Origin of the sequence: Maribacter thermophilus, assembly GCF_001020565.1 — a bacterium.
Lineage (GTDB): Bacteria > Bacteroidota > Bacteroidia > Flavobacteriales > Flavobacteriaceae > Maribacter > Maribacter thermophilus.
This window is the reverse complement of record NZ_LDAS01000001.1, coordinates 940593-964206: the sequence shown is the minus strand read 5'-3', so window position 1 is coordinate 964206 and position 23614 is coordinate 940593. Positions and strand designations below refer to the sequence as shown.

The following is a 23614-nucleotide window of genomic DNA, read 5'->3' as shown; positions in this document are numbered from 1 at the left end:
TCATTCGCACATAGAATGACACATGAATTAAAAAAAATTTTCGAGGCATATGTCTCTTTCAATAATAGTGGTCTTAAAACTGTACTTGCTACGGTAGTGGCCCTCGACGGGTCTTCTTACAGAAGGCCGGGGGTTCGTATGTTAATTTCTGAACATGGAAAAATGATAGGTGCCGTTAGTGGAGGTTGTGTAGAAAAAGAAATCCTATTTCAGGCTTCCAGTGTTTTTAGTGCGGGCAAGGCCAAGATAATGACTTACGATGGGCGTTTTAGATTGGGTTGTGAGGGAATACTTTATATTCTCATAGAGCCTTTTTCCCCTACCCATGAAATACTTAATGGCTTTAAAAAATCTATAGCCCGAAGGAAGCCTTTTAAAATTGCGTCGGGTTTTATTAAAGAATACGGTGAACATGAGAATATAGGCTCTCGTTTTCTATTTGATAAAGAATGGATTTACCTAAACAACAATGTTCTTGAAAAAGAATCCGTACCAGTTTTTGAACAGGTATTGCAACCTAGCTACAGATTGGTGATTATAGGAGGGGAGCACGATGCCGTAAAACTATCTAAACTAGCTATGCAGATGGGGTGGGAGGTAATGGTGAGCACAGTACCGGCAGAAGGTAAGACAATAAATGATTTTGAGGGAGTTGACGAGTTTTGGAACGTAGAACCAAATGAGTTGCCTATTGCTAAAATCGATGACCAAACAGCATTGATATTAATGACGCACAGTTACGTAAAAGACCTAAAATATCTGCACGCACTTAAAAACTGTAACCCCATGTATTTTGGGCTTTTGGGCCCCGTAAACAGAAGAGAAAAATTGTTTGGGGAGTATATTGAGCTGTATCCGGACGATGAATACGACTTTTTTGATAGGATTCATGGTCCCGCCGGATTAAATATTGGTGCAGAGGCTCCCGAAGAAATTGCCATTTCCATACTTTCAGAAATTTTAGCCGTAATCAGGAAACAGCAACCCATGATGTTAAAAGACAAAAAAGAAGGTATTCATAATTGAACAAGGACAAAAACATAGCTGTTTTAATAATGGCCGCTGGCGGATCGCACAGAATGAAAGCGATAAAACAACTATTGCCCTGGAAAGGCAAAACCTTATTGGAACACACGATCAATATGGTCAAACAAAGTACCGTTGGCTTTACTGTTACGGTGTTGGGGGGTAATGCTTCTTCTATTAACGATAAAATCGACTTCAATGCTCTTGGGTGCGATGTTGTGGAGAATGCAGCTTGGGCGAACGGATTGGGCTGTAGTATTTCTTTTGGGGTGCGCTATATATTAAACTTGAATATGCAAATAGACGGTATTTTGATCTGTTTGGCGGACCAACCCTTGTTTACTGTTGATTATTACAACAAATTAATTGATGAATTTTACCATGGCCATAATCCGATAGTTGCAAGTGCTTATAAAAACAAAGCGGGAGTACCTGCAATTTTTGACCGGTCGTTACTTAAAGAATTATGTAAATTAGAATCAGATTTCGGAGCAAAAAATGTACTAGCCAAATATAAAAAAGACGTATTAACGTTGGAGGCCGGTAACATGGTTACCGACATTGACACCCCTGAGGAATATAAAAGCATATATGAACAAAACCATAACAAACCACTACATGATTAAAACAGACTTCACCAAAGAATTTTATTTCTTTATTGTAATTGCCCTATTTCAATCGTTAGCTATAAATGCCCAAGAAATGAGTTTTGAGGAATACAACCCAAAATCTACCCTTGTAGTACCGGGAAAAGAGATAAAACGGGCTAAATTTCCTTTTATAGATGTACACAGTCATCAAAGGGATATGTCCATAAAAAAGCTATCAAGTTTGTTGCAGGACATGGACAACCTTAACGAAGGTATTATGATTAATCTTAGCGGAGGTTCTGGAAGTAGTTTAAAAGAAAAGGTAGAGAATATAAATAAGAGCTACCCAAACCGATTTGCAGTTTTTGCCAATGTGGATTTTGAAGGGGCAGGGGGATCAGATTGGGGCAAAAAAGCGGCCGATCAGCTAGAAAAAGATGTTAAAAATGGAGCAAAAGGGCTTAAGGTTTTTAAAAGTTTAGGTTTACGGAACAAAGATATCAATGGCAATAGATTGGCCATAGATGACCCACGTTTAGACCCTATTTGGGCCAAGTGTGGTGAATTGGGAATCCCCGTAATCATACATGCGGCAGATCCAAAACCATTCTGGGAAGAAATGAATAGCGATAATGAAAGATGGTTAGAGTTAAAAACGCATCCAAGAAGAAAACGTTCCGATACAGATCCCGCACCATGGGAGCAAATTATACAAGAACAACATAACGTTTTTAAGAAACACCCAAAGACAAAGTTCATAAATGCCCACATGGGGTGGTACGCCAATAATTTAACCAAATTGGGAACACTTTTGGACGAAATGCCTAATATGTATGTTGGCATAGCCGCCGTGATTGCCGAATTAGGTAGGCAACCACAAAACGCTCACGCATTTTTTATAAAATATCAAGACAGGATCCTTTTTGGAAAAGATAGCTGGAAACCCGAAGAGTTTCCTACCTACTTTAGGGTTTTGGAAAGCAATGACGAGTACTTTCCCTATTATAAAAAGTACCATGCGTTTTGGGCAATGTATGGTCTAAACCTGCCAGACGAGGTTCTTAAAAAAGTATATTATAAAAATGCATTGAATATAGTTCCCGGTCTAGATAGATCTTTATTCGAATAAACGATTATCTCTCTTCTGTTTTTTCTTTTTTGGGAAGGTTTTCTACATCTTGAAAAATACCACAGGAAATTTCTTTTTTCACCAAAGAAGGAGACTTTTTTCTTTTGGTAAGTTGCTCTATCTCTTTATTTAAAAACTGCATGTTCTATTTTTAGGAATAACGGCAGCACAATTATTTTGTTGCCTTACACTATCTTTTAATGCTCAACGAGAATAAAAATCAATACAAATGTGATTTTTTGGCCATCGATCATACTTACCTATAAAAGAACATTACTAAATGGGCAAAGAAACGGTTTTTGCTAATTTGATAAGGGAGCACCAAGGATTGCTGTTCAAGGTAACCTCTATTTATACGAACAACAAAGAAGATCAAGAAGATCTATTTCAAGAGGTGGTCTATCAACTATGGAAATACTTTGATACGTTCAGAAACGAATCAAAAATCAGTACTTGGATGTATCGTGTGGCAATGAATACGGCTATTACGCAATTAAAAAAATCAAAAAGGAACTCCAATTCCGTGCCCATTACCGAGGTAATATTAAATAGGTCGGAAACCAAAAACGATGTTTTAGAAGAACGCTTAAAATTGTTGTACCAACAGATACAAGACCTAAACCCACTGGAAAAAGGGTTAATGTTATTGCTTTTAGAAGACAAAAGTTACAAAGAAATGGCCCAAATCACAGGGCTTTCCGAATCTAACGTAGGTACTAGAATTTCTCGTATAAAAGCGAAACTAAAGAAAAACATGGCTAAATAACATATCATGGAACTAAAGGAATTACAAACGGCGTGGAGCCAATTAAGCCAACAGCTTAATAAACAAGAAAAATTAACTAACGAAATAATTCTTAAAATGACACAGGATAAATACCGAAATAAGTTTAAAACATTGAATACCTATGAAACAGTGGGGGCCGTAGTGTGCTATATAATCTCACTATTTGTCATCATAAATTTTTATAAGCTAGACACCTGGTATCTTCAATTATGCGGTGTAATTACCTTAGGGTTTCTCACAATAATGCCCACACTTGTATTGCGATCTCTTAAAAAGATTAAAAATCTGGATATTATAAAAGGTACCTATCGCGAAACATTGATCACGTATACAAAAGAAAAAAACCACCTTCTTAAATTACAACAAATAGGTATTGCCTTTAGCTTTTTGCTAATGTTCATAGTAGTTCCCGTTACCTCAAAGATCATATCGAACAAGAATATCTTTCATACACAACCAGAACCGATACAATGGTTTGCGGTAGTAGTTGCACTTTTGTTCGTAACAGTAATTACACGGTGGGGGTATAGGAGCTATAAGAAAATTACGGACAATGCCGCTGAAGTACTAAAAGATTTGGAAGCATAATTTATTCCGTCAATTTTTTCTGGATATAATTTAAGATAAGCATCCAATTCATTTTAAGTAGGAGGGAAGCCGTAGGTACATTGTTATCCTCTATGGCAGAAATAATGGCCTCATGCTGATTATCCGATTTATTGTAAAAAGAGTCATCTGAGGTAAATGCACGCTCATAAAAGAATATTCTTGTTTTTAAATTCTTAAGAATTTCAAGGGCCAGACTATTGTCGTATCCTTTGGTTAAAAGATGGTGAAACTCTAAATCTGCCTGAATTCGTGATAATGCATCTTGGGCATTTTCAAAAACCTCTTGTTGCTTTTTTAATTCAGTTATTCTTATTTCATCAAATTCAGAGTTTTCAATAGCCATAACCTCAAGGTTTGCCACCAAACCATAAAGCTCTTTGGCCTCTTTTACATCCAAATCGGATACTATGAAACCTCTGTTGGGCACGGCCTTTATAATATGGGACTGTTGTAACTGGGTCAATGCCTCCCTAATAGGGGTTACACTAATGTTCAGTTCTCTTGAAAGGGCCGCCAAATTTATGGTCTTACCTATTTTTAAATGGCCACTTTGCATTTGTGCCAATAGGTAATCCCGTACACGGTCCCGTAAGTTAATTTTATGATACATTCCTCAAATATAATATATCGTATACGATTTAACTTATTGTAGACTAATTTATTGTGGCTCAAAGGTTACCGTTTATCTAAAATTAAGTAAAAGCATCTATTAAAGAATACTATAAACCACCATTTTGCGTTCATATGCTAAAACCTACAAAAAAATCCAAATGAAAAATGTAACACGTTCTTTAAAAAAATTTAGCTTTTTGGCCGCTATTTTCGCCGTTTGCTATAGTTGTAGCGATGATGGCGATACAAATGAAGAAGTAACGCTCACCAATACCGAACTAAAGACAATATTAGAGGCAGATGATGTCTCAGGGGTCGTAGATACTGCTTTATACGATTTATACATGAACAATAGCTCAATGGCAAAAACCATTAGTAGTGAAGAGTGCTATTATGCTACCTACACAGAAACAGGGTATACGGCTACTTTCAATAATTGTGTTTTGAACGGTACCGACAATGTAAACGGAACCTTAACGGTAACCTATAATTTTGAGAGTGAATCCAGTTCATTTACCGCCACTTATGTTGATTTTTATGTTGGCGAAATTAAAATCAATGGTACCAGAACCTATGATATAGGAACCAATTCTGAGAACAATGCGGTCTCATTTACTACCACGAGTGACATGAGTATAGTTATGGAGGACGGAACCGTAATAGCAGAGAACGGCACAAAGACCTTTACTTTAAGTTTTGGTGACAGTTTAGAAACCACTACTTTCGGCATAGATGGTAATTGGACCGTTGTAGACGACGGCACTACATACAATGTTACCGTCGGTTCTACTTTAGAAGGTAACTATGCCTGTAGTTATTTAAACAGTGGTACTATGACCGTTGCCAAAAATGGTCTTTCTTTAATCGTTGATTTTGGGGACGGTACTTGCGACGATGTGGCTACCATAACCTATCCGAACGGGGCTGAAGAAGAAATTAGCCTTAGAGATTAATTTAGTTTCATTTCTTTGTTATGAAGAAATAACCTTATTAGAAATAACACAAAAAAAGGATAAGATCGATGAGGTCTTATCCTTTTTTATTTTTCGTACAGAATCGAAATTTCCAACGGGTTTTGTTTACAAATGCCCATATGGTTTATCTAGTGTGGTTTCTTACTTCTGCCCATTGTACCCTCTTGCTGTTTTTAAAGGTAGAAAAGAAAGAATGTCTTCTTGATTCTGTTGGTGATTGATTTACAAATGTTTTCATGACGATGATTTTTAATTGATGATTATTGATTGATGAATTTTAGATCAATGGGTGTGGTTTCTTACTTCTGCCCATTGTACCCTTTTACTGTTTTTAAAAGTGGAAAAGAAAGAATATCTTCTTGATTCCGTTGGTGATTGATTTACAAATGTTCTCATGACGATGATTTTTAATTGATGATTATTACTTTGTTATATCTAGAAGACGAAGAAGTGATTATTTTGTTACAGTACTATGTTATAAAAGGTACCGTTTTAAGCAATATTTAACATACCTAAAATCCAACAACACCAACAAACAGCTGATTATAAATGTGTTACAACAATTCATAATAGGGAGAACGCAAACAAAATACTTTTACACTCGCTCTCTATACTAATATTTATGCTATTATTTTGTAATAGGGTACCAGTAAAATTCTTACAATTACAACAATGGTAACAATACTTAACGTTAATGACATCATAAATCCAAAAACATAACTTATCTTTGAAGCAGTTTAAAGGAAACTGGGGAATCTTGCTCCGACCTCAAAGTGAACGGTTTTGTAGTTCTGATTACAATTATCATTTCATGATAGTCAACATGAATTTCTATTTCTTCTTTAACATTAATTTGATACTACTTTAAAATTACGAATGGCAAAATCGCAACAAACATTTAACAAGACCGAGAAAGAAAAAAAACGCTTAAAGAAAAGGGAAGAGAAACAAAAGAAAAAGGAAGCTAGAAAACAAGCCGCCAAAGAAAGCGGAACTTCTGGTATACCTCTTGCCTATGTGGATTACAATGGAAATTTAGTGGACACTCCGCCAGACCCAACGATGAAAGTCGAAATAGACGCAGAGGACATCGTTTTGGGAATACCTAAAAAAGAAGAAGGTGATGTAGAGGAATTTGATCCGGTGAGAAACGGAAAAGTATCCTTTTTCGATTCCTCAAAAGGATTCGGGTTTATTATCGACTCTGAAAACAACGAAAAATATTTTGTGCACGTTAGTGGCCTAATCGATGAAATCATGGAAAACGATAAAGTTTCCTATGAGTTGGAAAAGGGCATGAAAGGCATGAATGCCGTAAGGGTAAAAAAAATATAACCTAGTTACTTTTTTTAATGACTGGCCCCAAACGCAATACAGGTCTAATCATATTGGCTTTTTTTGCCATCTATGTTATTTGGGGCTCTACCTACTTACTTAATAAAATCGCGGTTACCGAACTTCCTGCCTTTATGTTGGCAGGGGCGCGTTTTGTAACGGCAGGCTGTCTTATTTTTATAATAGCCAAATTTTTAGGTATTCCATTAAAAATCAATAGAAAGCAATTCGTCAATACCATCATCGCCGGTTTTCTATTTTTAACCTTTGGCAATGGAGTAGTGGTTTGGGCGTTAAAATATGTGGATAGTGGATTCGCCGCCTTGGAAATTTCTGCACAACCCTTGGTGGTCATACTATTAATGCGGGTTTTACAAGGAAAAAAAATCAAGGCAATGTCGTTGGTAGGTGTAGCCTTGGGCATGATCGGTATTTACCTTCTTGTAAGCCAACAACAGATTATTTCTAAAGAAGGAGCGCTTCTCGGAATGGTCTTAATATTTGCCTGTATGCTTAGTTGGGCATACGGAAGCCTGTTTGTAGGTAGTGCCAACTTACCTTCCAACTACTTTGTAAATACGGGTTATCAAATGGTTACCGCGGGTATATTGTTGTTTATTATCAGTCTCATCCTTGGTGAGCAATGGGTTTCCCCTTTGCATTGGAGCACTAAAGTACAATGGGCTATGTTGCTATTGGTGCTATTGGGAAGTATCGTGGCTTTTACCGCATTTAACTACCTTTTAAAAGTGGTATCACCAGAAAAAGTTGCTACCTCGTCTTATGTAAACCCTATTATTGCCATGTTGTTGGGCTGGTATTTTCTAAAAGAAGAAATCACCGTACAATCCGCAGTGGCCGCCATTATACTTTTAACGGGAGTTTATTTTATAAACACCAAGAAAAGATTGACCCTGTTTTCCAGGTTTACTTCAAAAAAACTAAATAACTAGCCGGTTAAGTTGTATCACTTCTCCTTCTTTCATAGTATCTATACTTTGATCACCAATTCTTATACGTACTAATCTAATCGTGGGAAAACCGACTGCTGCGGTCATTTTACGTACCTGCCTGAACTTACCTTCCGTTAATATGATACTGACCCATGAGTTGGCCCGGTGCACCCCAATTCTTAATTTAGAATGTGGGGCAGGTAAGCCTATAGGGGGCTTCTGTATCCTTACCTTACATGGCTTGGTCTTATATTTTTTTCCGAACAGCCCAATGGACACCCCTTTTTGTAACCTCTGTATGGCGGCATCGTTTATTACCCCGTCCAACTGGGCCAAATACTCCTTTTCTACCCCTGCGTTATTTATATAATCGGTTAATTTTCCGTTGGTTGTCATCAATAATAATCCTTCCGACTTTTCATCAAGCCGGCCTATGGGCATTACTCCCTCTGGAAATTGATATAGCTCACTAAGAAATTTCTTTTTACGTAATTGACGTTCCTCTCCAGAAGTTAATTGACTTAACATTCCAAATGGTTTATAGATTTTAAAATGTTGGTGACCTATCATTTTTTTATCCTACGAACTGTTTCATTGGTCGGAAAGATACCCTTTTTATCCCATTTCATTAGCATTCCCAGGTGGAACGCCTTACCTTTGCACCCCTCAGAAAAAGATATAATGCAAGAGACAGTTTTTGAATTACAGGAAAAAAAGACGGACAAAGAGCTTTACAGCTATCAGCAAGGTGCAATTCAACAAATTTTTGAAAAGTTCGAGAACGAACGGGAAGATTATCACTTACTTTATCAATTACCTACAGGCGGTGGTAAAACCGTTATTTTTTCAGAAATAGTACGGCAATACCTTAAAAACCACTCAAAAAAGGTTTTAGTAATGACCCATAGGGTAGAGCTATGTAACCAAACTTCAGAAATGTTGACCAGTTTTGGTGTGGTCAATAAAGTGGTCAACAGTAAAGCAAATCTTGACGATCAAGAGAAATATAGCTGTTACGTAGCCATGGTGGAGACACTGAACAATAGGCTCAACGACGACAAACTGGATATTTCCGATGTTGGTCTGGTCATAGTTGATGAGGCCCATTACAACTCTTTTACCAAATTGTTCAAGTTTTTTGAGAAATCTTTTATTCTTGGGGTTACCGCCACTCCTTTAAGTTCAAATAAAGATTTACCCATGAACAGCAATTATGATGAGCTGATACCGGGCGAATCCATTCAAAATCTTATTGAAAACGATTTTCTGGCCAGGGCAGAAGTGTTTCAATACGACATGGGGCTAACTTCATTGGAGGTAGGGTCTAACGGAGATTATACCGTAAAATCATCCGCAGACCTGTATACGAGTCCGTCTATGCTGAACAAGCTTTTAGAAGCTTACACAAAACATTCAAAAGGAAAGAAGACCCTTATTTTCAACAATGGTATAGAAACATCCATTCAAGTCTATTATACCTTTAAAAATGCTGGTTTGCCAATAATGCATCTAGACAATACGGCTACCAAAAAGCAACGAAAGCAGATTTTAAAGTGGTTTAAAGAAACACCCGATGCCATATTAACATCGGTAAGTATTTTGACCACCGGTTTTGATGAACCGACCATAGAGACCATTATATTGAACAGGGCAACCAAATCTTTGACTCTGTATTACCAAATGATCGGTAGGGGATCTCGTGTATTGAACAACAAGTCCAAGTTTACCGTAATAGACCTAGGTAACAACATGTATCGTTTTGGCCCTTGGGGAGCCGATTTGGATTGGGTATCGATTTTTAAATCTCCCAATTATTACATGGATCGTATACAGGACGACGAGGAAATAGAAAGTGCTTTTAGACATGAGCTTTCAGACGAAATAAAAGAAGAGTTCAAAAACTCTGAAGAAACATATTTTGATATTAAGAAGACCTATGAAGAGGCGACCTATGCAGGCGAATCTTCAAAGGTTGTATTAGAAAGGTCTATTGCACAACATGCCTATATCTGCATAGAAAATAGTGAAGATGTATATGATGCCCTAGCCCTTGCCAAGCTATTAAAAGAAGATATTGATAATAGAATTCACGTATACGGAAAATGTATCAGCAAAAGCACCCACAATTTTTTGAGCTGGCTTAAAGAGGATTACCAAAAGAAATTGAACGCCTATTTGCGTGAAAACTTTGATTCCGTTTTTGAAGATATCCATGGGCACCCACCAGAAGATTAAGAACAATAAGTATTTCATTTCTGTTATAGAATACCTATAAGGTCGTTTCTTTTCATATTTTTAATCCGTGAAAACAGAATCACCTAAAATAGCTATCATAGGTGCAGGTGTAAGTGGTTTAATTGCTGCCCTAAATCTTGAAGAACATGGATATTCTCCCGTAATCTATGAAAAGACGGATCGTGTAGGAGGTAGGATCAAAACAACTATTTTTGATGGCTACCAGTTAGATCATGGTTTTCAAGTTTTGTTGGATGCCTACCCAATGGCCACAAAATATTTAGATTACGACTCTTTAGAGCTGCAAAAATTTCTACCGGGCGCACAGGTATTTAAAGACGGTACATCGGTTGTCATTGGCGACCCTCTACGAGAACCGAATCTTTTGTTTTCCACTCTGTTTTCGGGCATTGGAAACAGTAGGGATAAGTGGAAGATTCTTAAGCTCAACAAAAGCCTAAAGAATAAGTCTATAGAAGAAATTTTTGGGCAACCCGAAACTTCTACCATAGAATACCTTAATGGTATTGGTTTTTCAAAAGACATAATAAACAGCTTCTTAAAGCCTTTTTTTAGCGGAATTTTTTTAGAGCCGAATTTAGAAACATCGAGCCGTATGTTTCAATTTGTATATAAAATGTTGGGTATGGGCCAAGCAGCCATACCCAAAGCAGGTATTGAAACTATTCCCATACAACTAAAGAACAGACTACAAAGTACCACGTTTAAATTCAACACAACAGTCAAGAGTTGTAGAAATGGGGAACTACTTTTTTCCGATGATACCAAAGTATTTCCAGACTACACCATTATTGCTTCCGAAGCCCCGCTAATAATGCCGAATTTAAAAACGCAACAAATAGCTTGGCATTCTTGCGATACGCTCTATTTTACATCCCCAAAAAAAGCAATCAAAAACCCCATGATCGGGTTGATAGCAAATGACCAAGCTTTAATTAACCACTTATTTTATCATACTTCGCTACAATGCCTTCAAAAAGGAGATAATGAGCTACTTTCTGTCACTGTCGTAAAAAAACATGACCTCACGGAATACCAATTAATACAAAAAGTAAAAGAGGAGCTTAAACAGTTTGCGGGCATTGAGGTAGATCGTTATTTAAAAAATTACAGAATTAAAAAGGCAATACCCATCACTAAGGACCTTCGATATGCCATGACACCTACTGAAACGCGACTCACCGACCGTATTTTTCTTGCCGGGGACTACCTTTTAAACGGTTCTTTGAATGCGGCCATGATTTCTGGTGAAACAGCGGCAAAGGGGGTTATGGAAGTAATTTCAATGGGCTGAATCAATTATTCAACCAGTAAGTAAATTTTAAGGTAAGCCCCCAATTTCTTCCTTCAAAAGGTTCAATAAAATAATTGTTGGTATAGACCAAAAACAAATCTGAAGCTGGACTATAACGCCATTGCAGACGAGAGTTTACATTAAGGTTTTTGGTTTGTTCGTTATACTGGAACAGGTTCGCAAAAAACAACTTATTGGTAAAAGTAATATCTGCCTCGGCCCCGATCAGCCAAAATTCGTTTTGGTTCCAAGGCGAGGGAAGATCAATATGGTTATAGTTAAAACTAGCGTTTAAACTCACATACGGCTGAAAACGATAGCCCAAGTCGGCGGTAAGGCTTGTTCGGTTACCATTCTCATAATAACCTCCAAGACGACCGGCAAATGCATAGGTGAACAAACTTTGGGGTTTAGATTCATATTCCCACCCAAAAGCGTTCCATTGGTGCTTGGTACCCACGGCCAAACTCTCTAGTCCTAATCTTGTAGGGTCAAAAGGGGACAACAACTCCACGTAATCATCTGACAGAAAAAACATTAAACTGCTTCTTGTTCTAAAATCAAATTGATAGACCATATAGGCTAGATGATCTGTTTGCCTAAAGGCCTCATTAAAAAAATATGATATATTAAACTCGGGACCATGACTCACTATAGATCCGGACTTCGGAAAAAATACATGTCCGAGTTTAGAGCTTAAGTTTACATATCCTCTTCGAGGCACATACCCCACTTCGGCCGTGTATTTTTCGCCTACCCATTCTTCTTTTACGCTCCAATTCCATTTTCTGCTATTATATGTTATATGTGCCCCCTGCGTTACACCATTTCCGATGTCATCCGGAGCAAACGATTTTAAAAAAAATGCCTTTCCGCTCCATAGGTTATTGGTCGAAGCTAAATTATATTCCATTCCAAAATTTCTGTTATACCTAGCATACAGATTATTAATGGAATCATTTTCTTGCGGATAGTTAATAGACTGTTTGTTTACGAACATAAAACCTATGCTACTCCGCCCAAATACCTTACGTTGCAAAGACAGTACGCCAAAATTCTGACTTGGCAGGCCACTTTCTGAAACACTGGCGGTCTGCATATCCATAATACCCAAACGCCATTTACCGTTTAAATTTCCGCTGATGCGCGCTCCAGCTTGTATAGGTACACCAAGACCAATTCTTCTAGAGAAGAAAGGCCGAATGTTATCATAGCCAAAGTTGGCAAAAAGATCACCGTTCTCAAGAAAAAATTGTCTTCGCTCGGGAAAAAATAGCTCAAAGCGATCAAGATTGGTTATTTGACGATCTACTTCTACTTGTGAAAAGTCTGGATTAACGGTAAGGTCCAAATTTAAGGAAGAGGTAAGGCTAAACTTAACATCTCCTCCGATTTTTCCATTTGTCTTGGCGTCTCCATCCGCTTCCAAATCCCTATTAACCTCCCCTAAAACATATGGTATAATAGAGAAATTGGTACCAGGTGGTGGTGGCGGTGCATCCCAGACCAAAGTACCTGTATATGCCAAGGCCGCCGTTGGAAACTGCCTAGGTATAGGCGTCCAACTAGATTTTTCACTAGATTTTAAATCGAGCCTACTAAAATTAATGCCCCACTCTGTAACCCCCTCTCCATACCGAATAGATTTAAAGGGAACCGCCATTTCAAATACCCATTTATCATCGTCTCGGGTAACCTCCGATATCCATTTACTGTCCCAATTAAGATCTATGGAGGAGCCATTGAACATGGTGCCGTCCCATTGCGCTCCATAAGCATTGGATCCAAATGAAAAACCTGTGGTCTGGTTATTAAAAGGGTCCAAAAAAAGTAGAAAATTGTCATTTTTTCCAAAGCTAAAATCACGTCGTAACGATTCTACGAAATAATTGGCCTTGGTGGCATTGTAAAACGTTGCCAACAAATAAAGATTCTTTTCGTCATAGGTCATTTTTATAACGGTTTGTTCATCGGCCAGCCCATCGTCCATGGGCAATACCCTAAAAAAATCCTTAGCCTCATCTGCCCCTTGCCACGCGGCATCGTCCCCAATACCATCTATCTTAACAGGTATAGTGGTTTTCTTAATATGTAGTTTATATGCATTATTCTTTTTTTGTGCATATGTTGTAATGGTAAATACCAAAAAAACACACCAGGTGTATATTCTATATTTCATTGGTTGTACGGTTGGTACACACAACTTAATTAAAATAGGTTATAATATTTATTAAAATGACAAAAAATAGCACTAAAATTCACGTATCTAATAAATATGTACCTTAAATTTATTCCCTTAGGTACAAATAGATAGAAACCACTAAAAACGGATGGCGAAATCTTTCAAGACATATAGCATTGATTATTAATAAAAATGGGCAATTATACCGGTACGTTTTATCTTGGGCATAATAGCTTAGCTTGTGTATCTTAGCAATATTAAACAACCAACAAAATGAAAAAACAACTTTACAGAATCTCCTATTTAGTAATGGTTCCCTTACTGATATTAGCATGCAAGGAGACGAAACCCGAGAATAAAGAAACTACAAATACGGAGAAATCTATTCCATTGGATAGTACCGACCTAGCTCTCTTGGACCTGAATTTACCCGATGGATTTGAAATAAAAGTATATGCTCGTGGCATAGACGGTGCCCGTTCTATGGCCATGGGAGATAAAGGTACCCTATTTGTTGGTACACGAAACGAAAATAAGGTTTATGCCATAAAAGACATAGACGGAGACTATAATGCAGAAACGGTAGTGGTACTGGATACCATGGAAATGCCAAATGGGGTTACCATAAGAAATGGGGACCTATATGTGGCCCAGGTAGGAAGCCTTTGGAAATACCCTGCCATTGAAAGTCAGTTGGGTGGAGAACTAAAGAAAGAATTGATCTATGATGATTACCCAACGGAGTTTCACCATGGATGGAAATACATTGCTTTTGGTCCGGATGATAAATTATACGTTCCAGTAGGTGCCCCATGTAATATATGTAATCGTACCGATGAAGACGAACGTTTTTCTACAATCACCAGAATGGATGCCGATGGAAGCAACAGAGAAATTTATGTAAAGGGTGTGCGTAATTCGGTCGGGTTTACATGGCATCCAGAGACCGGAGAAATGTGGTTTACCGATAATGGTAGGGATATGCTCGGTGATGACACTCCACCATGCGAATTAAACCGTGTCGTAGAAATGGGACAACATTTTGGATACCCTTTTTGCCACGGCGGAATCGTACAAGACCCAGAATTTGGCAATGAGCGCCCCTGTTCAGATTTTGTAGCGCCGGCACAACAATTGGGAGCACATGTTGCACCTTTGGCGATAAAGTTCAAGTCGGGTAACATGTTTCCGTCCTCATATGATGGAAAAGCCTTTATCGCTGAGCACGGTTCATGGAACAGAAGTAAAAAAGTGGGTTATCGTATTATGTTAGCCGATATTAAAGATGGTGAAGTAGAAAGCATGCAACCGTTTATAGATGGCTGGCTAAATGATGATACACAAAAGGTAACAGGAAGACCGGTAGACTTGTTATGGCTACAAGATGGTTCCTTATTAATTTCAGATGACTATGGTGATGCCATTTATAGGGTAACATATACAGATACCCAAGTAGCAGGTATCAATTAAAAATTGCCCTGAATATGAAAACTTCTTCAAAAAATAGCCGTAGATCGTTCTTAAAGCAATCTGGCCTGGCTTCGGTCGCCTTGTTAATGCCCATTCCCAATATTATAAAAAAGGCAAACTATAAAATGGGATTACAGTTGTTCACCATAAGGGACGCCATGGCAATAGATCCCGTTGCGACACTAAAGCAGGTAACCAAACTTGGTTATGAGGATGGTGAACTATATGGCTTTAATGAAAAGGAAGGAACATACTACGGAATAAAGGCCAAGGAGTTTAAAAAAATATTGAACGACCTAAATTTTAGCATATCCAGTGGCCATTACAACTTCTCCGATTTTTTTAAAAAGTCGGAAGACGAGCTTCTTTCTTATGTAGACAAGTGTATAGAAGGATCGCATACCATTGGCGCAAAATATATTACATGGCCTTGGTTGGCCCCGGAATATAGAAACATGGACAATTTTAAGCTATTGTCCGACAAACTCAACAAAATAGGGGAGCGGGTAAATAACGCCGGGCTTCATTTTGCTTACCACAATCATGGTTTTGAATTTGAGGAAGAAAATGGGCAGATCGGCTATGACATCATTTTAAGTGAAACCGACCCCGAATTGGTGAAATTGCAGATAGATCTATATTGGGTAAAGCATTCGTCCGATAAAAGTCCTCAAGAATGGATCTCGCAGGATCCAAATAGATATGTCATGTGGCATATAAAGGATATGGACAAGGTAACGCGCGACTATTCGGAATTGGGTAATGGCAGTATCGATTACAAAAAAATGCTGCCAAAACTGAACAAAGAAAGTCTAGATTATTATTACATAGAACAAGGCGGCAATTTTGCTCAAAATTCTATGCAGAGCATTACCGATAGTGCAGTGTATTTTAAAAAGCATTTACAACATCTTATATAATGAAAGGGTATCCTAAAAAAATATACTTGAACGGAACTATCGAAGAAGTTGAAAATGCCAAGGTTTCGGTGTTTGACCGTGGTTTTATATTCGGAGACGGTATCTATGAAGCGATGGCCCAAATTGGAGGGTCTTTTTTTTATAAAAAGGAACATTTGGATAGATTGGCAGACGGACTACAAAAAATAAGTATTGCTTACAATGTTGATCAGTTGCCAAAAGAAATTGATAGATTGTTAGAGGCCACCGATTTGGTTCAAAAAGACTGTTTTCTTTATATACATATTACCAGAGGGGTTGCTCCCCGTCAACATTCTTACCCGAAAGATATTGCCCCTACGGTAATGATGTACGCCCTACCAAAAATATATCCGGATATCAATGAAATGCACGCCAAGGTAATGACCGCCAATGATTTTAGATGGTCTAGGTGCGATATAAAGATGACCTCACTTTTAGGTAACGTAATGCTGAACGAAAAGGCCATGCGGCACAATTGCTTCGAAACTATTTTAATACGAAACGGTGTTGTTACAGAAGCCTCGCACTGTAACGTTTTTTTTGTGAAAGACGGTGTCGTATATACACATCCTGCCAATGAATTTATTTTAAATGGAATTACAAGGATCGTAGTATTACAATTATGCGAGGAACTGGGTATAGAGGTAAAAGAAACCCCTATTTCAATAGAAGATATTCATGGTACCCAAGAGGCATTTTTAACCGGTACCAGTACACAGATCGCGTCCATTCGGCAAATAGATGACCATGTGTACTATTCCGGAAAAAATACCGGCCCTATCACTAAAAGGCTCCAAAGGGCTTTTCTAAATCTTAAACACAGGAAATAGGCCTAGTTTCTTATAAAAATAGAGTCATAATTTTTTAATTTACCATAAGAAAGCCCCTTTTGATAGGGAATTCTAAAAAATGGTTTCATGCTACCTATTTGCGACATTCATTTCTTAACTTTAAAGCAAAACCAACCAATTCTATAAGTTCATTATGAAGAAGTTATTTCTTTTTACCACAATTCTTGTTTTTACACTTGTTAATTATTCAACGTCGGCCCAAGATTTTTCTGCATTTCAATACCGCACTATAGGTCCGTCCAGAGGTGGCCGGGTAACCACGGTAACAGGTACACCATTGTTACCGGGAACTTTTTATTTGGGAGCATCGGGCGGTGGTGTATGGAAGACCGATGATTATGGGACCACTTGGAACAATGTTTCCGATGGTTTTTTTGATACGCCCTCTATCGGGGCCATCGAAATTGCCCATAACGATCCCAATATCGTATATGTAGGTACGGGTTCTGACGGTTTGCGAAGTAATATCATTAGCGGTAAGGGAGTTTACAAATCTATCGACGGAGGTAAAACATGGCAGCATATAGGATTAGAAAATGCAGGCCAGATAGGAGCTGTTGAGATTGACCCCACCGATCATAACATAGTATGGGTAGCCGCTATAGGAAATGCTTTTAAACCCAATGAGGAACGTGGTATTTATAAAACTACGGACGGTGGAGTGTCTTGGAAAAAAGTATTACATATTTCAGACAAAACAGGTTTTGCCGATTTAGAGTTGTTACCTAGTAATCCGAATATAGTATATGCGGCCGCTTGGAAGGCACAGCGTACACCATGGACCATAATTTCTGGTGGTGAAAACCATGAAGGGGGCATCTACAAGTCCGTTAATGGAGGTAAAGATTGGGAAAAACTAAAGAACGGACTTCCCGAGGGATTGATAGGTAAAATAGACCTAGCCGTATCACCGACCGATTCCAGTATTTTATATGCTGTCATAGAAGCACCCGGAAAAGAAGGCGGTGTCTATAAGTCGGTGGACCAAGGAAAAACGTTTAAGCAAACATCTAGTAACATTGGTCTTGTAAACAGACCTTTTTATTATACGAATATTGAGTTGGACCCTACCAATCCCGATATTGTTTACTCTAATGCAAACCCTCTATTAAAATCTGTGGATGGAGGAAAAACATGGAAACGAATGAGTGTTCCGCATGGTGACAACCACGATATATGGCTAAATCCCGACAATCCCGATCTATTGATCCAATGTAATGACGGTGGAGCCAATGTATCTCATAACGGTGGTAAAACCTGGTCTACACAATTCAACCAGCCAACCGCTGAAATATATCAGGTCGCAGTAGATGATCAATATCCCTATTGGGTTTATGGAGCACAGCAAGACAATACTACCATTGCTATACCAAGTTCTTCCCCAAGTGCCAATTCTCCACAGGGAACTCAGGTAATGATAGCCACTGGAGGATGTGAAACGGGCCCCACTATTCCAAAGCCTGGCAATCATAATATTGTTTATAACAACTGTAAAGGACGATTTAGTGTTTTTGATAAACGAACGGGAACGGACAGGGAGTATTCGATCGGGGCATCCAATATCTATGGTCACAATCCAAAGGATTTAAAATATCGTTTTCAACGTGTTGCCCCCATACATGTGTCTCCACATGACCCCGATGTCGTGTATATGGGGTCGCAATATCTTCATAAAACCAGAAATGGTGGTCAAATATGGGAAACCATTTCTCCTGACCTTACAGCTTTTGAAGCCGATAAACAGGTAATATCGGGGAGCCCTATTACAAGGGACATCACCGGTGAAGAATATTACAGTACACTATACGCTATCAGGGAATCAAAATTGGTAGAAGGGTTAATTTGGACAGGCTCTAACGACGGCATCATATCCGTAACCAAAGATGGAGGCCAAACTTGGACCGACGTAACCCCTAAAAAACTTCCAAAAGGAGGAAGGGTAGAATCTATAGAGCCATCTCAATTCGACCCGGGCAAGGCGTACATTGCGGTAGATAGACATTTATTGGGAGATATGACCCCTTATATTTACAAAACCGAGGATTACGGAAAAAGTTGGGAACTGATCAGTACGGATTCCAACGGAATCCCTTCTGACCATACCGCGCGGGTTTTAAGGGAAGACCCTAAAAAAGAAGGGTTGTTATATGCAGGTACCGAATTTGGAATGTTCATCTCTTTTGATGATGGTAAAACTTGGAAAAGTTTTCAGCAAAACTTGCCCGTTACACCAATTACCGATATTGTAATAAACAGGGGAGACCTTGTCTTAAGTACCATGGGACGTGGATTTTGGATTTTGGACAACATTACATCTTTAAGAGATACAAAAATCACCGACTTAAGTACCGAACCAGTACTTTTTAAACCTGACAACACCATTAGGTATAGATCTCCATGGCGTTCAAATGCCTTTCCAAATTACCCAACCACCAGTGTCAGCATCGATTATTACTTGCCCAAAGATTTTAAACAAGGGGTTACATTAGAAATTTTAGATGAAAATAACACTCCTATAGTTACCATCGTCAGTGATTCTACATTGTTGAAATCAACTTCTGAAGAAGTAGAGGATATGGGGTTAAGCATGGTCTTTAGATATGCAGACAACAAACTGGAAACAAAGAAAGGAATCAATCGTTTTGAATGGGATCTTAGACAAAAAGGAGCGTGGAGCAGTAATAAAAGAAGAAGTCTTAAAAATGGCCCCATGGTAGCTCCAGGTTCTTACATTGCCAAGTTAACGGTTGGTGACAAATCAATGAAGCAATCTTTTGATATACTCATAGACCCCAGACTTAAGGAAGAAGGCGTTACAACAGCGACCATAATAGAACAATTGTCTTTTCAAAACAAGGTAATAGACCTATTGTCGGATGCAAGAAGAACACAAGCGGATCTGGAGAAGAAAATCAAAAAGACCACTGGTTCAGAAAAGAAAACGAAACTTGAGAATATTTTAAAATTACTTAAGAACGAAGATGGTGCCTATCCGCAACAAATGTTGGTTGCTCAAATTTCATATCTCTCCAATATTGTTGGTAGGGCCGATAAAGCCCCCGGAAACGAGGAATTGGAGCGCTATAAAGAACTTCAAGATCAATTGGAGGACATTAAGAAAAAAATTAGCCTTCTATAGAATAAGGGCTGGTTATCAATTTGTTCAATAGATAACCAGCCTTAAAAAATTCCATCGATAGAATAATGGTTTTGGTATAGGCAAACCACTAAGACTTCTATTTACTTTTATTAAATAAGGACAATGTTTCACTTTTGGAGTGTTAATTAAAACACGCATTAGATGAAACGATATATTGTCATGGCGGGCATCTTATTTGCCCAATTTGCTTTTGCCCAAGAAACCGTTACTCCTACGGGTTCCAAAATATGGTCTTTACAAGACTGTATTAACTACGCCATAGAAAATAATATTACCATTAAAGAGGCTACCCTGAACGAGCGTATATCCGAAGTGGATTACAAGACGTCCAAATCGGCAAAGCTTCCCGATTTATATGGTAGCGCTACCCAAAGTTTTACAAACGGTACCTCTATTGATCCCATTACCAGTGATTATGTTTCCGATCAGATTCATAACACAAACCTAGGGGTTAATACCTCATTAACACTCTTTCAAGGGAATCAACTAAATAATCAAGTGGCCCAAAATAAATTGCTGATAGAACAAAATAGTCTATTGGCGGAAGAAGCCAAGAACAATATCGTTATCAGTATTCTAGAAAGTTATTTACAAACACTTTACAGTAAAGAAGGCATTTCAATTGCCGAGAACAATCTAGAAGCCTCAGAACAAGAAGTTATTAGGGCTAAAACACGTTTAGATGCCGGTACCATTGCGCTATCTGACTACACCGAGGCCCAGAGCCAAGCCGCTACCAATAAGTACAATTTGATAGCCGCCAAAAATCAATACGAACAAAATTTGATCACCTTAAAGCAGTTACTGGAGTTATCGCCGTTGGAAAACATAGAGATTGAGACCGTTGACGAGAACAAGGACCTGTTAAATCTAGAACTTAACAAAGAGAGTATTTATAGCAAGGCGTTATCATATCTACCAGAGGTAGAGGCAAGCAATATAAACATAGCTATAAGCGAGAAGGAATTGGATATTGCCAAAGGTGGGTATCTGCCCTCGTTAACCCTTACCGGCAGTGTTGGTTCTGGGTATACAAGTACAAGCGACAGCTCTTTTTCAGACCAGCTAGACCTGAACTTCAATCAACGATTAGGAGTGAGCCTAAACATTCCAATTTTCAATAGAAACCAGACAAAGGCCGCAGTACAAACGGCATCTATAAATATTGAAAAAGCGGAAATACAAAAGAGGAGCGTAGAAAAAGAAGTCATTCAAAAAGTAGAAACGGCTTATCAAAATACATTATCGTCACAAGAGCAATTGGTTGCGGCCGAAGCATCTTTGGAAGCGGCAGAACAGTCCTATAAGTTGGCTCAGAAAAAATATGAATTAGGAGACCTTAGTACTACAGACTTGGTAATAAGCCAAAACACTTATACCAGTGCACAATTAAATTATTTACAGGCGAAGTATCTAAATATTTTATACCATCAATTACTACAATTCTATCAAGGAAACGAAATTAAACTTTAATCAAAATGAAAAATAAAACTAAAATCATAATAGGCGGCATTGGCTTGGTTGTAATAGCGTTTGCGGCATATAGCTTTTTAAAAGGTGGCGATGACGTAGTCATTGAAGCAAAAACAATAGCAGCCAAAAAAGGAGATGTAACTACCACGGTCACCGCAACCGGTACTATAGAGCCCATAACACAGGTAGACGTTGGTACACAGGTGTCCGGTGTAATAGAAAAAATATATGTGGACTACAACAGTGTGGTTACCGAAGGACAATTAATAGCCGAGTTGGACAAAACAAACCTTAAAGCTGCTACCGTACAGGCACAAGCGGCCTATGATAACGCAGTAAGCCAGCGAGATTATATGAAGGCTGTTTACGAAAGACAAAAAACGTTGTACGAAAACCAAGTAATCAGTAAATCTGATTATGATGATGCGGTGTATAACTACGAAACGGCAAAGGGTACGGTAACACAACGTTTGTCGGATCTACAAGAAGCAAAGACCAATTTGGGTTATGCCAACATTTATTCCCCCATTAACGGTGTTGTTCTTTCTAGAGATATAGATGAAGGCCAAACCGTTGCCGCAAGTTATAGTACCCCAACACTTTTTACCATCGCCCAAGATTTAAAGCAAATGCAGGTAGAAGCCGATGTGGATGAGGCCGACATAGGAAATGTAAAAGAAGGGCAACGTGTTAGTTTTACCGTAGATGCCTTTCAAGGTGAAATTTTTGAAGGTACGGTAACACAGGTCCGATTGGATTATACCGAAACATCCAATGTAATTACATACACCGTGGTAATAAAAGCGGACAATCCTGATTTAAAACTGAAACCTGGGCTAACCGCTACCATTTCAATCTATACATTGGAACTAAAGGATGTATTGACCACAGAGGCAAAAGCCATCAATTTTAAGCCTACACCACCAGAGTTGATGGCCTATAACCAACAGCACAACATAGAAATGACCCCACCCAAAGGTGGTCCAAAATCCGGTGAAGACGAGACTACTACGGTATGGGTCTTGGAATCCAATGGGGCCATTTCCCCAAAAGAAGTTACTTTGGGCGCCAGTGATGGGGTAAATGTTCAAATTTTGAGCGGAATCAATGAAGGGGACGAGTTGGTATATAGTTTAAAAGGAGCCGAGATAAAAGGAACTGGTGCCAGTGGCCCTGATGAAAGTCCATTTATGCCACAAAGACCGGGAGGGAAAAGATAACAACATCATGAGCAAGGAAATAATAAAAATAGAAAACCTAAAACGCGATTTTACCATGGGCACCGAAACTGTGCATGCGTTAAAGGGAATCTCATATACTATACATGAAGGGGAATTCGTAACCATCATGGGGTCTAGTGGATCGGGAAAAAGTACCATGCTGAATATATTGGGCTGTTTGGACCAACCAACATCGGGGACCTATGAAATTGATGGTGTTAGTATGAAAGACCTTAGCAGAAATGAATTGGCCACTATCAGAAATGAAAAAATAGGCTTCATATTTCAGTCTTACAACCTATTGGCAAGAACGTCTGCCATAGAAAATGTAGAATTACCCCTTTTATACAATAGTAAGGTTTCTACCGAAGAAAGGCGCGAACGGGCCATAAAGGCTTTGGAAATGGTTGGGTTGGCAGACAGATTGCACCACACCCCGGCACAACTATCTGGTGGGCAGCAGCAGCGTGTGGCCATTGCAAGATCGCTGGTAAACAATCCGGTCCTGATTTTGGCCGATGAGGCAACAGGTAACCTTGATACAAGAACATCATACGAGATCATGTCTTTGTTCCAAGAACTCAATAAACAGGGCATCACCATTACTTTTGTGACCCACGAACCCGATATTGCCACCTTTAGCAGTAGAACCATCGTGTTAAAAGATGGTAATATTATTCAAGATTATTTGAATGATAATATACAATCGGCGGCAGAAGAATTAGCAAAATTACCTAAAGAAGACCATTGAT

General features: G+C 38.5%; 21 protein-coding genes. 17 read left to right on the top strand and 4 right to left on the bottom strand.

Translation table 11 applies throughout. The features are described from left to right. Window positions 1-15 precede the first annotated feature (15 nt). The 3 genes from AB657_RS04210 to AB657_RS04200 are packed head-to-tail and all read left to right on the top strand — an operon-like array spanning window position 16 to window position 2745. On the top strand, window positions 16-1026 hold the full coding sequence (locus tag AB657_RS04210) for an XdhC family protein (protein ID WP_047245346.1): 1011 nt from the start codon (window positions 16-18) through the stop codon (window positions 1024-1026). Next, a complete protein-coding gene (locus AB657_RS04205) occupies window positions 1023-1652 on the top strand; it encodes a nucleotidyltransferase family protein (protein ID WP_157491579.1) in 630 nt (209 codons plus the stop codon). Before AB657_RS04210 ends, AB657_RS04205 begins: the two co-directional genes overlap by 4 nt. After that, window positions 1645-2745: an amidohydrolase family protein gene (locus AB657_RS04200; RefSeq protein WP_047247801.1), complete on the top strand. Its 1101-nt coding sequence runs from the start codon at window positions 1645-1647 to the stop codon at window positions 2743-2745. Before AB657_RS04205 ends, AB657_RS04200 begins: the two co-directional genes overlap by 8 nt. Before the next feature lie 4 nt (window positions 2746-2749). On the opposite strand, the gene AB657_RS18045 is transcribed toward AB657_RS04200, so the two are convergent. After that, on the bottom strand, window positions 2750-2887 hold the full coding sequence (locus AB657_RS18045; RefSeq protein ID WP_198146871.1) for a hypothetical protein: 138 nt from the start codon (window positions 2885-2887) through the stop codon (window positions 2750-2752). Window positions 2888-3025: 138 nt separating this feature from the next. Here AB657_RS18045 and AB657_RS04195 point away from each other — a divergent pair, with 138 nt between their 5' ends. Together AB657_RS04195 and AB657_RS04190 are read left to right on the top strand one after the other, a co-directional pair. After that, on the top strand, window positions 3026-3511 hold the full coding sequence (locus tag AB657_RS04195) for an RNA polymerase sigma factor (protein WP_047245344.1): 486 nt from the start codon (window positions 3026-3028) through the stop codon (window positions 3509-3511). Window positions 3512-3517: 6 nt separating this feature from the next. After that, the gene (locus tag AB657_RS04190; protein WP_047245343.1) at window positions 3518-4120 is read left to right on the top strand and encodes a hypothetical protein; all 603 of its coding nucleotides are present in this window, start codon (window positions 3518-3520) and stop codon (window positions 4118-4120) included. Between the two features lies 1 nt (window position 4121). On the opposite strand, the gene AB657_RS04185 is transcribed toward AB657_RS04190, so the two are convergent. Beyond that, window positions 4122-4751 carry a GntR family transcriptional regulator gene (locus AB657_RS04185; protein ID WP_047245342.1) on the bottom strand — a complete coding sequence of 210 codons (630 nt, stop codon included), beginning with the start codon at window positions 4749-4751 and terminating at the stop codon, window positions 4122-4124. A 160-nt stretch (window positions 4752-4911) separates the two neighbouring features. Between AB657_RS04185 and AB657_RS04180 the strand changes: the two genes are divergently transcribed. From AB657_RS04180 to AB657_RS04170, 3 genes are all read left to right on the top strand, one after another. Further along, window positions 4912-5706 carry a hypothetical protein gene (locus AB657_RS04180; RefSeq protein ID WP_047245341.1) on the top strand — a complete coding sequence of 265 codons (795 nt, stop codon included), beginning with the start codon at window positions 4912-4914 and terminating at the stop codon, window positions 5704-5706. An 897-nt stretch (window positions 5707-6603) separates the two neighbouring features. After that, the gene (locus tag AB657_RS04175) at window positions 6604-7062 is read left to right on the top strand and encodes a cold-shock protein (protein WP_047245340.1); all 459 of its coding nucleotides are present in this window, start codon (window positions 6604-6606) and stop codon (window positions 7060-7062) included. A 17-nt stretch (window positions 7063-7079) separates the two neighbouring features. Continuing rightward, window positions 7080-8015, top strand: a complete 936-nt coding sequence (locus AB657_RS04170; protein WP_047245339.1) for an EamA family transporter — start codon at window positions 7080-7082, stop codon at window positions 8013-8015. On the opposite strand, the gene AB657_RS04165 is transcribed toward AB657_RS04170, so the two are convergent. Continuing rightward, on the bottom strand, window positions 8004-8585 hold the full coding sequence (locus tag AB657_RS04165) for a pseudouridine synthase (RefSeq protein ID WP_047245338.1): 582 nt from the start codon (window positions 8583-8585) through the stop codon (window positions 8004-8006). The two genes, AB657_RS04170 and AB657_RS04165, sit on opposite strands and share 12 nt — an antisense overlap. 111 nt (window positions 8586-8696) lie before the next feature. On the opposite strand from AB657_RS04165, the gene AB657_RS04160 reads away from it, so the two are divergent. Both AB657_RS04160 and AB657_RS04155 read left to right on the top strand, forming a co-directional pair. Next, on the top strand, window positions 8697-10250 hold the full coding sequence (locus AB657_RS04160) for a DEAD/DEAH box helicase (RefSeq protein WP_047245337.1): 1554 nt from the start codon (window positions 8697-8699) through the stop codon (window positions 10248-10250). A 67-nt stretch (window positions 10251-10317) separates the two neighbouring features. Continuing rightward, complete coding sequence (locus tag AB657_RS04155) at window positions 10318-11565, top strand: FAD-dependent oxidoreductase (RefSeq protein ID WP_047245336.1); 1248 nt, start codon at window positions 10318-10320, stop codon at window positions 11563-11565. A 1-nt stretch (window position 11566) separates the two neighbouring features. On the opposite strand, the gene AB657_RS04150 is transcribed toward AB657_RS04155, so the two are convergent. After that, window positions 11567-13744, bottom strand: coding sequence for a carbohydrate binding family 9 domain-containing protein (locus tag AB657_RS04150; RefSeq protein ID WP_047245335.1), 2178 nt, complete (start codon window positions 13742-13744; stop codon window positions 11567-11569). 276 nt (window positions 13745-14020) lie between these two features. Between AB657_RS04150 and AB657_RS04145 the strand changes: the two genes are divergently transcribed. The 7 genes from AB657_RS04145 to AB657_RS04115 all read left to right on the top strand — a co-directional run bounded on the left by AB657_RS04145 (window position 14021) and on the right by AB657_RS04115 (window position 23613). Next, a complete protein-coding gene (locus AB657_RS04145) occupies window positions 14021-15217 on the top strand; it encodes a PQQ-dependent sugar dehydrogenase (protein ID WP_047245334.1) in 1197 nt (398 codons plus the stop codon). Window positions 15218-15231: 14 nt separating this feature from the next. Continuing rightward, window positions 15232-16137 (top strand): sugar phosphate isomerase/epimerase family protein, encoded by a 906-nt coding sequence (locus tag AB657_RS04140; RefSeq protein ID WP_198146870.1) that lies wholly within the window; start codon window positions 15232-15234, stop codon window positions 16135-16137. Between the two features lie 26 nt (window positions 16138-16163). Then, complete coding sequence (locus tag AB657_RS04135; protein WP_232304840.1) at window positions 16164-16988, top strand: aminotransferase class IV; 825 nt, start codon at window positions 16164-16166, stop codon at window positions 16986-16988. Between the two features lie 154 nt (window positions 16989-17142). Further along, a complete protein-coding gene (locus AB657_RS04130; RefSeq protein ID WP_047245332.1) occupies window positions 17143-20148 on the top strand; it encodes a WD40/YVTN/BNR-like repeat-containing protein in 3006 nt (1001 codons plus the stop codon). A gap of 162 nt (window positions 20149-20310) precedes the next feature. Continuing rightward, on the top strand, window positions 20311-21642 hold the full coding sequence (locus AB657_RS04125; protein WP_047245331.1) for a TolC family protein: 1332 nt from the start codon (window positions 20311-20313) through the stop codon (window positions 21640-21642). Window positions 21643-21647: 5 nt separating this feature from the next. Next, the gene (locus AB657_RS04120) at window positions 21648-22862 is read left to right on the top strand and encodes an efflux RND transporter periplasmic adaptor subunit (protein WP_047245330.1); all 1215 of its coding nucleotides are present in this window, start codon (window positions 21648-21650) and stop codon (window positions 22860-22862) included. 7 nt (window positions 22863-22869) lie between these two features. Further along, window positions 22870-23613: an ABC transporter ATP-binding protein gene (locus AB657_RS04115; RefSeq protein WP_047245329.1), complete on the top strand. Its 744-nt coding sequence runs from the start codon at window positions 22870-22872 to the stop codon at window positions 23611-23613. Window position 23614 lies beyond the last annotated feature (1 nt).

Coding starts and splice junctions, on each gene's coding strand:
- AB657_RS04185 (WP_047245342.1), bottom strand. CDS start 4,751: ATGTATCATAAAATTAACTTACGGGACCGTGTACGGGATTACCTATTG.
- AB657_RS04190 (WP_047245343.1), top strand. CDS start 3,518: ATGGAACTAAAGGAATTACAAACGGCGTGGAGCCAATTAAGCCAACAG.
- AB657_RS04160 (WP_047245337.1), top strand. CDS start 8,697: ATGCAAGAGACAGTTTTTGAATTACAGGAAAAAAAGACGGACAAAGAG.
- AB657_RS04175 (WP_047245340.1), top strand. CDS start 6,604: ATGGCAAAATCGCAACAAACATTTAACAAGACCGAGAAAGAAAAAAAA.
- AB657_RS18045 (WP_198146871.1), bottom strand. CDS start 2,887: ATGCAGTTTTTAAATAAAGAGATAGAGCAACTTACCAAAAGAAAAAAG.
- AB657_RS04170 (WP_047245339.1), top strand. CDS start 7,080: ATGACTGGCCCCAAACGCAATACAGGTCTAATCATATTGGCTTTTTTT.
- AB657_RS04210 (WP_047245346.1), top strand. CDS start 16: ATGACACATGAATTAAAAAAAATTTTCGAGGCATATGTCTCTTTCAAT.
- AB657_RS04180 (WP_047245341.1), top strand. CDS start 4,912: ATGAAAAATGTAACACGTTCTTTAAAAAAATTTAGCTTTTTGGCCGCT.
- AB657_RS04140 (WP_198146870.1), top strand. CDS start 15,232: ATGAAAACTTCTTCAAAAAATAGCCGTAGATCGTTCTTAAAGCAATCT.
- AB657_RS04165 (WP_047245338.1), bottom strand. CDS start 8,585: ATGATAGGTCACCAACATTTTAAAATCTATAAACCATTTGGAATGTTA.
- AB657_RS04195 (WP_047245344.1), top strand. CDS start 3,026: ATGGGCAAAGAAACGGTTTTTGCTAATTTGATAAGGGAGCACCAAGGA.
- AB657_RS04150 (WP_047245335.1), bottom strand. CDS start 13,744: ATGAAATATAGAATATACACCTGGTGTGTTTTTTTGGTATTTACCATT.
- AB657_RS04120 (WP_047245330.1), top strand. CDS start 21,648: ATGAAAAATAAAACTAAAATCATAATAGGCGGCATTGGCTTGGTTGTA.
- AB657_RS04200 (WP_047247801.1), top strand. CDS start 1,645: ATGATTAAAACAGACTTCACCAAAGAATTTTATTTCTTTATTGTAATT.
- AB657_RS04115 (WP_047245329.1), top strand. CDS start 22,870: ATGAGCAAGGAAATAATAAAAATAGAAAACCTAAAACGCGATTTTACC.
- AB657_RS04145 (WP_047245334.1), top strand. CDS start 14,021: ATGAAAAAACAACTTTACAGAATCTCCTATTTAGTAATGGTTCCCTTA.
- AB657_RS04125 (WP_047245331.1), top strand. CDS start 20,311: ATGAAACGATATATTGTCATGGCGGGCATCTTATTTGCCCAATTTGCT.
- AB657_RS04130 (WP_047245332.1), top strand. CDS start 17,143: ATGAAGAAGTTATTTCTTTTTACCACAATTCTTGTTTTTACACTTGTT.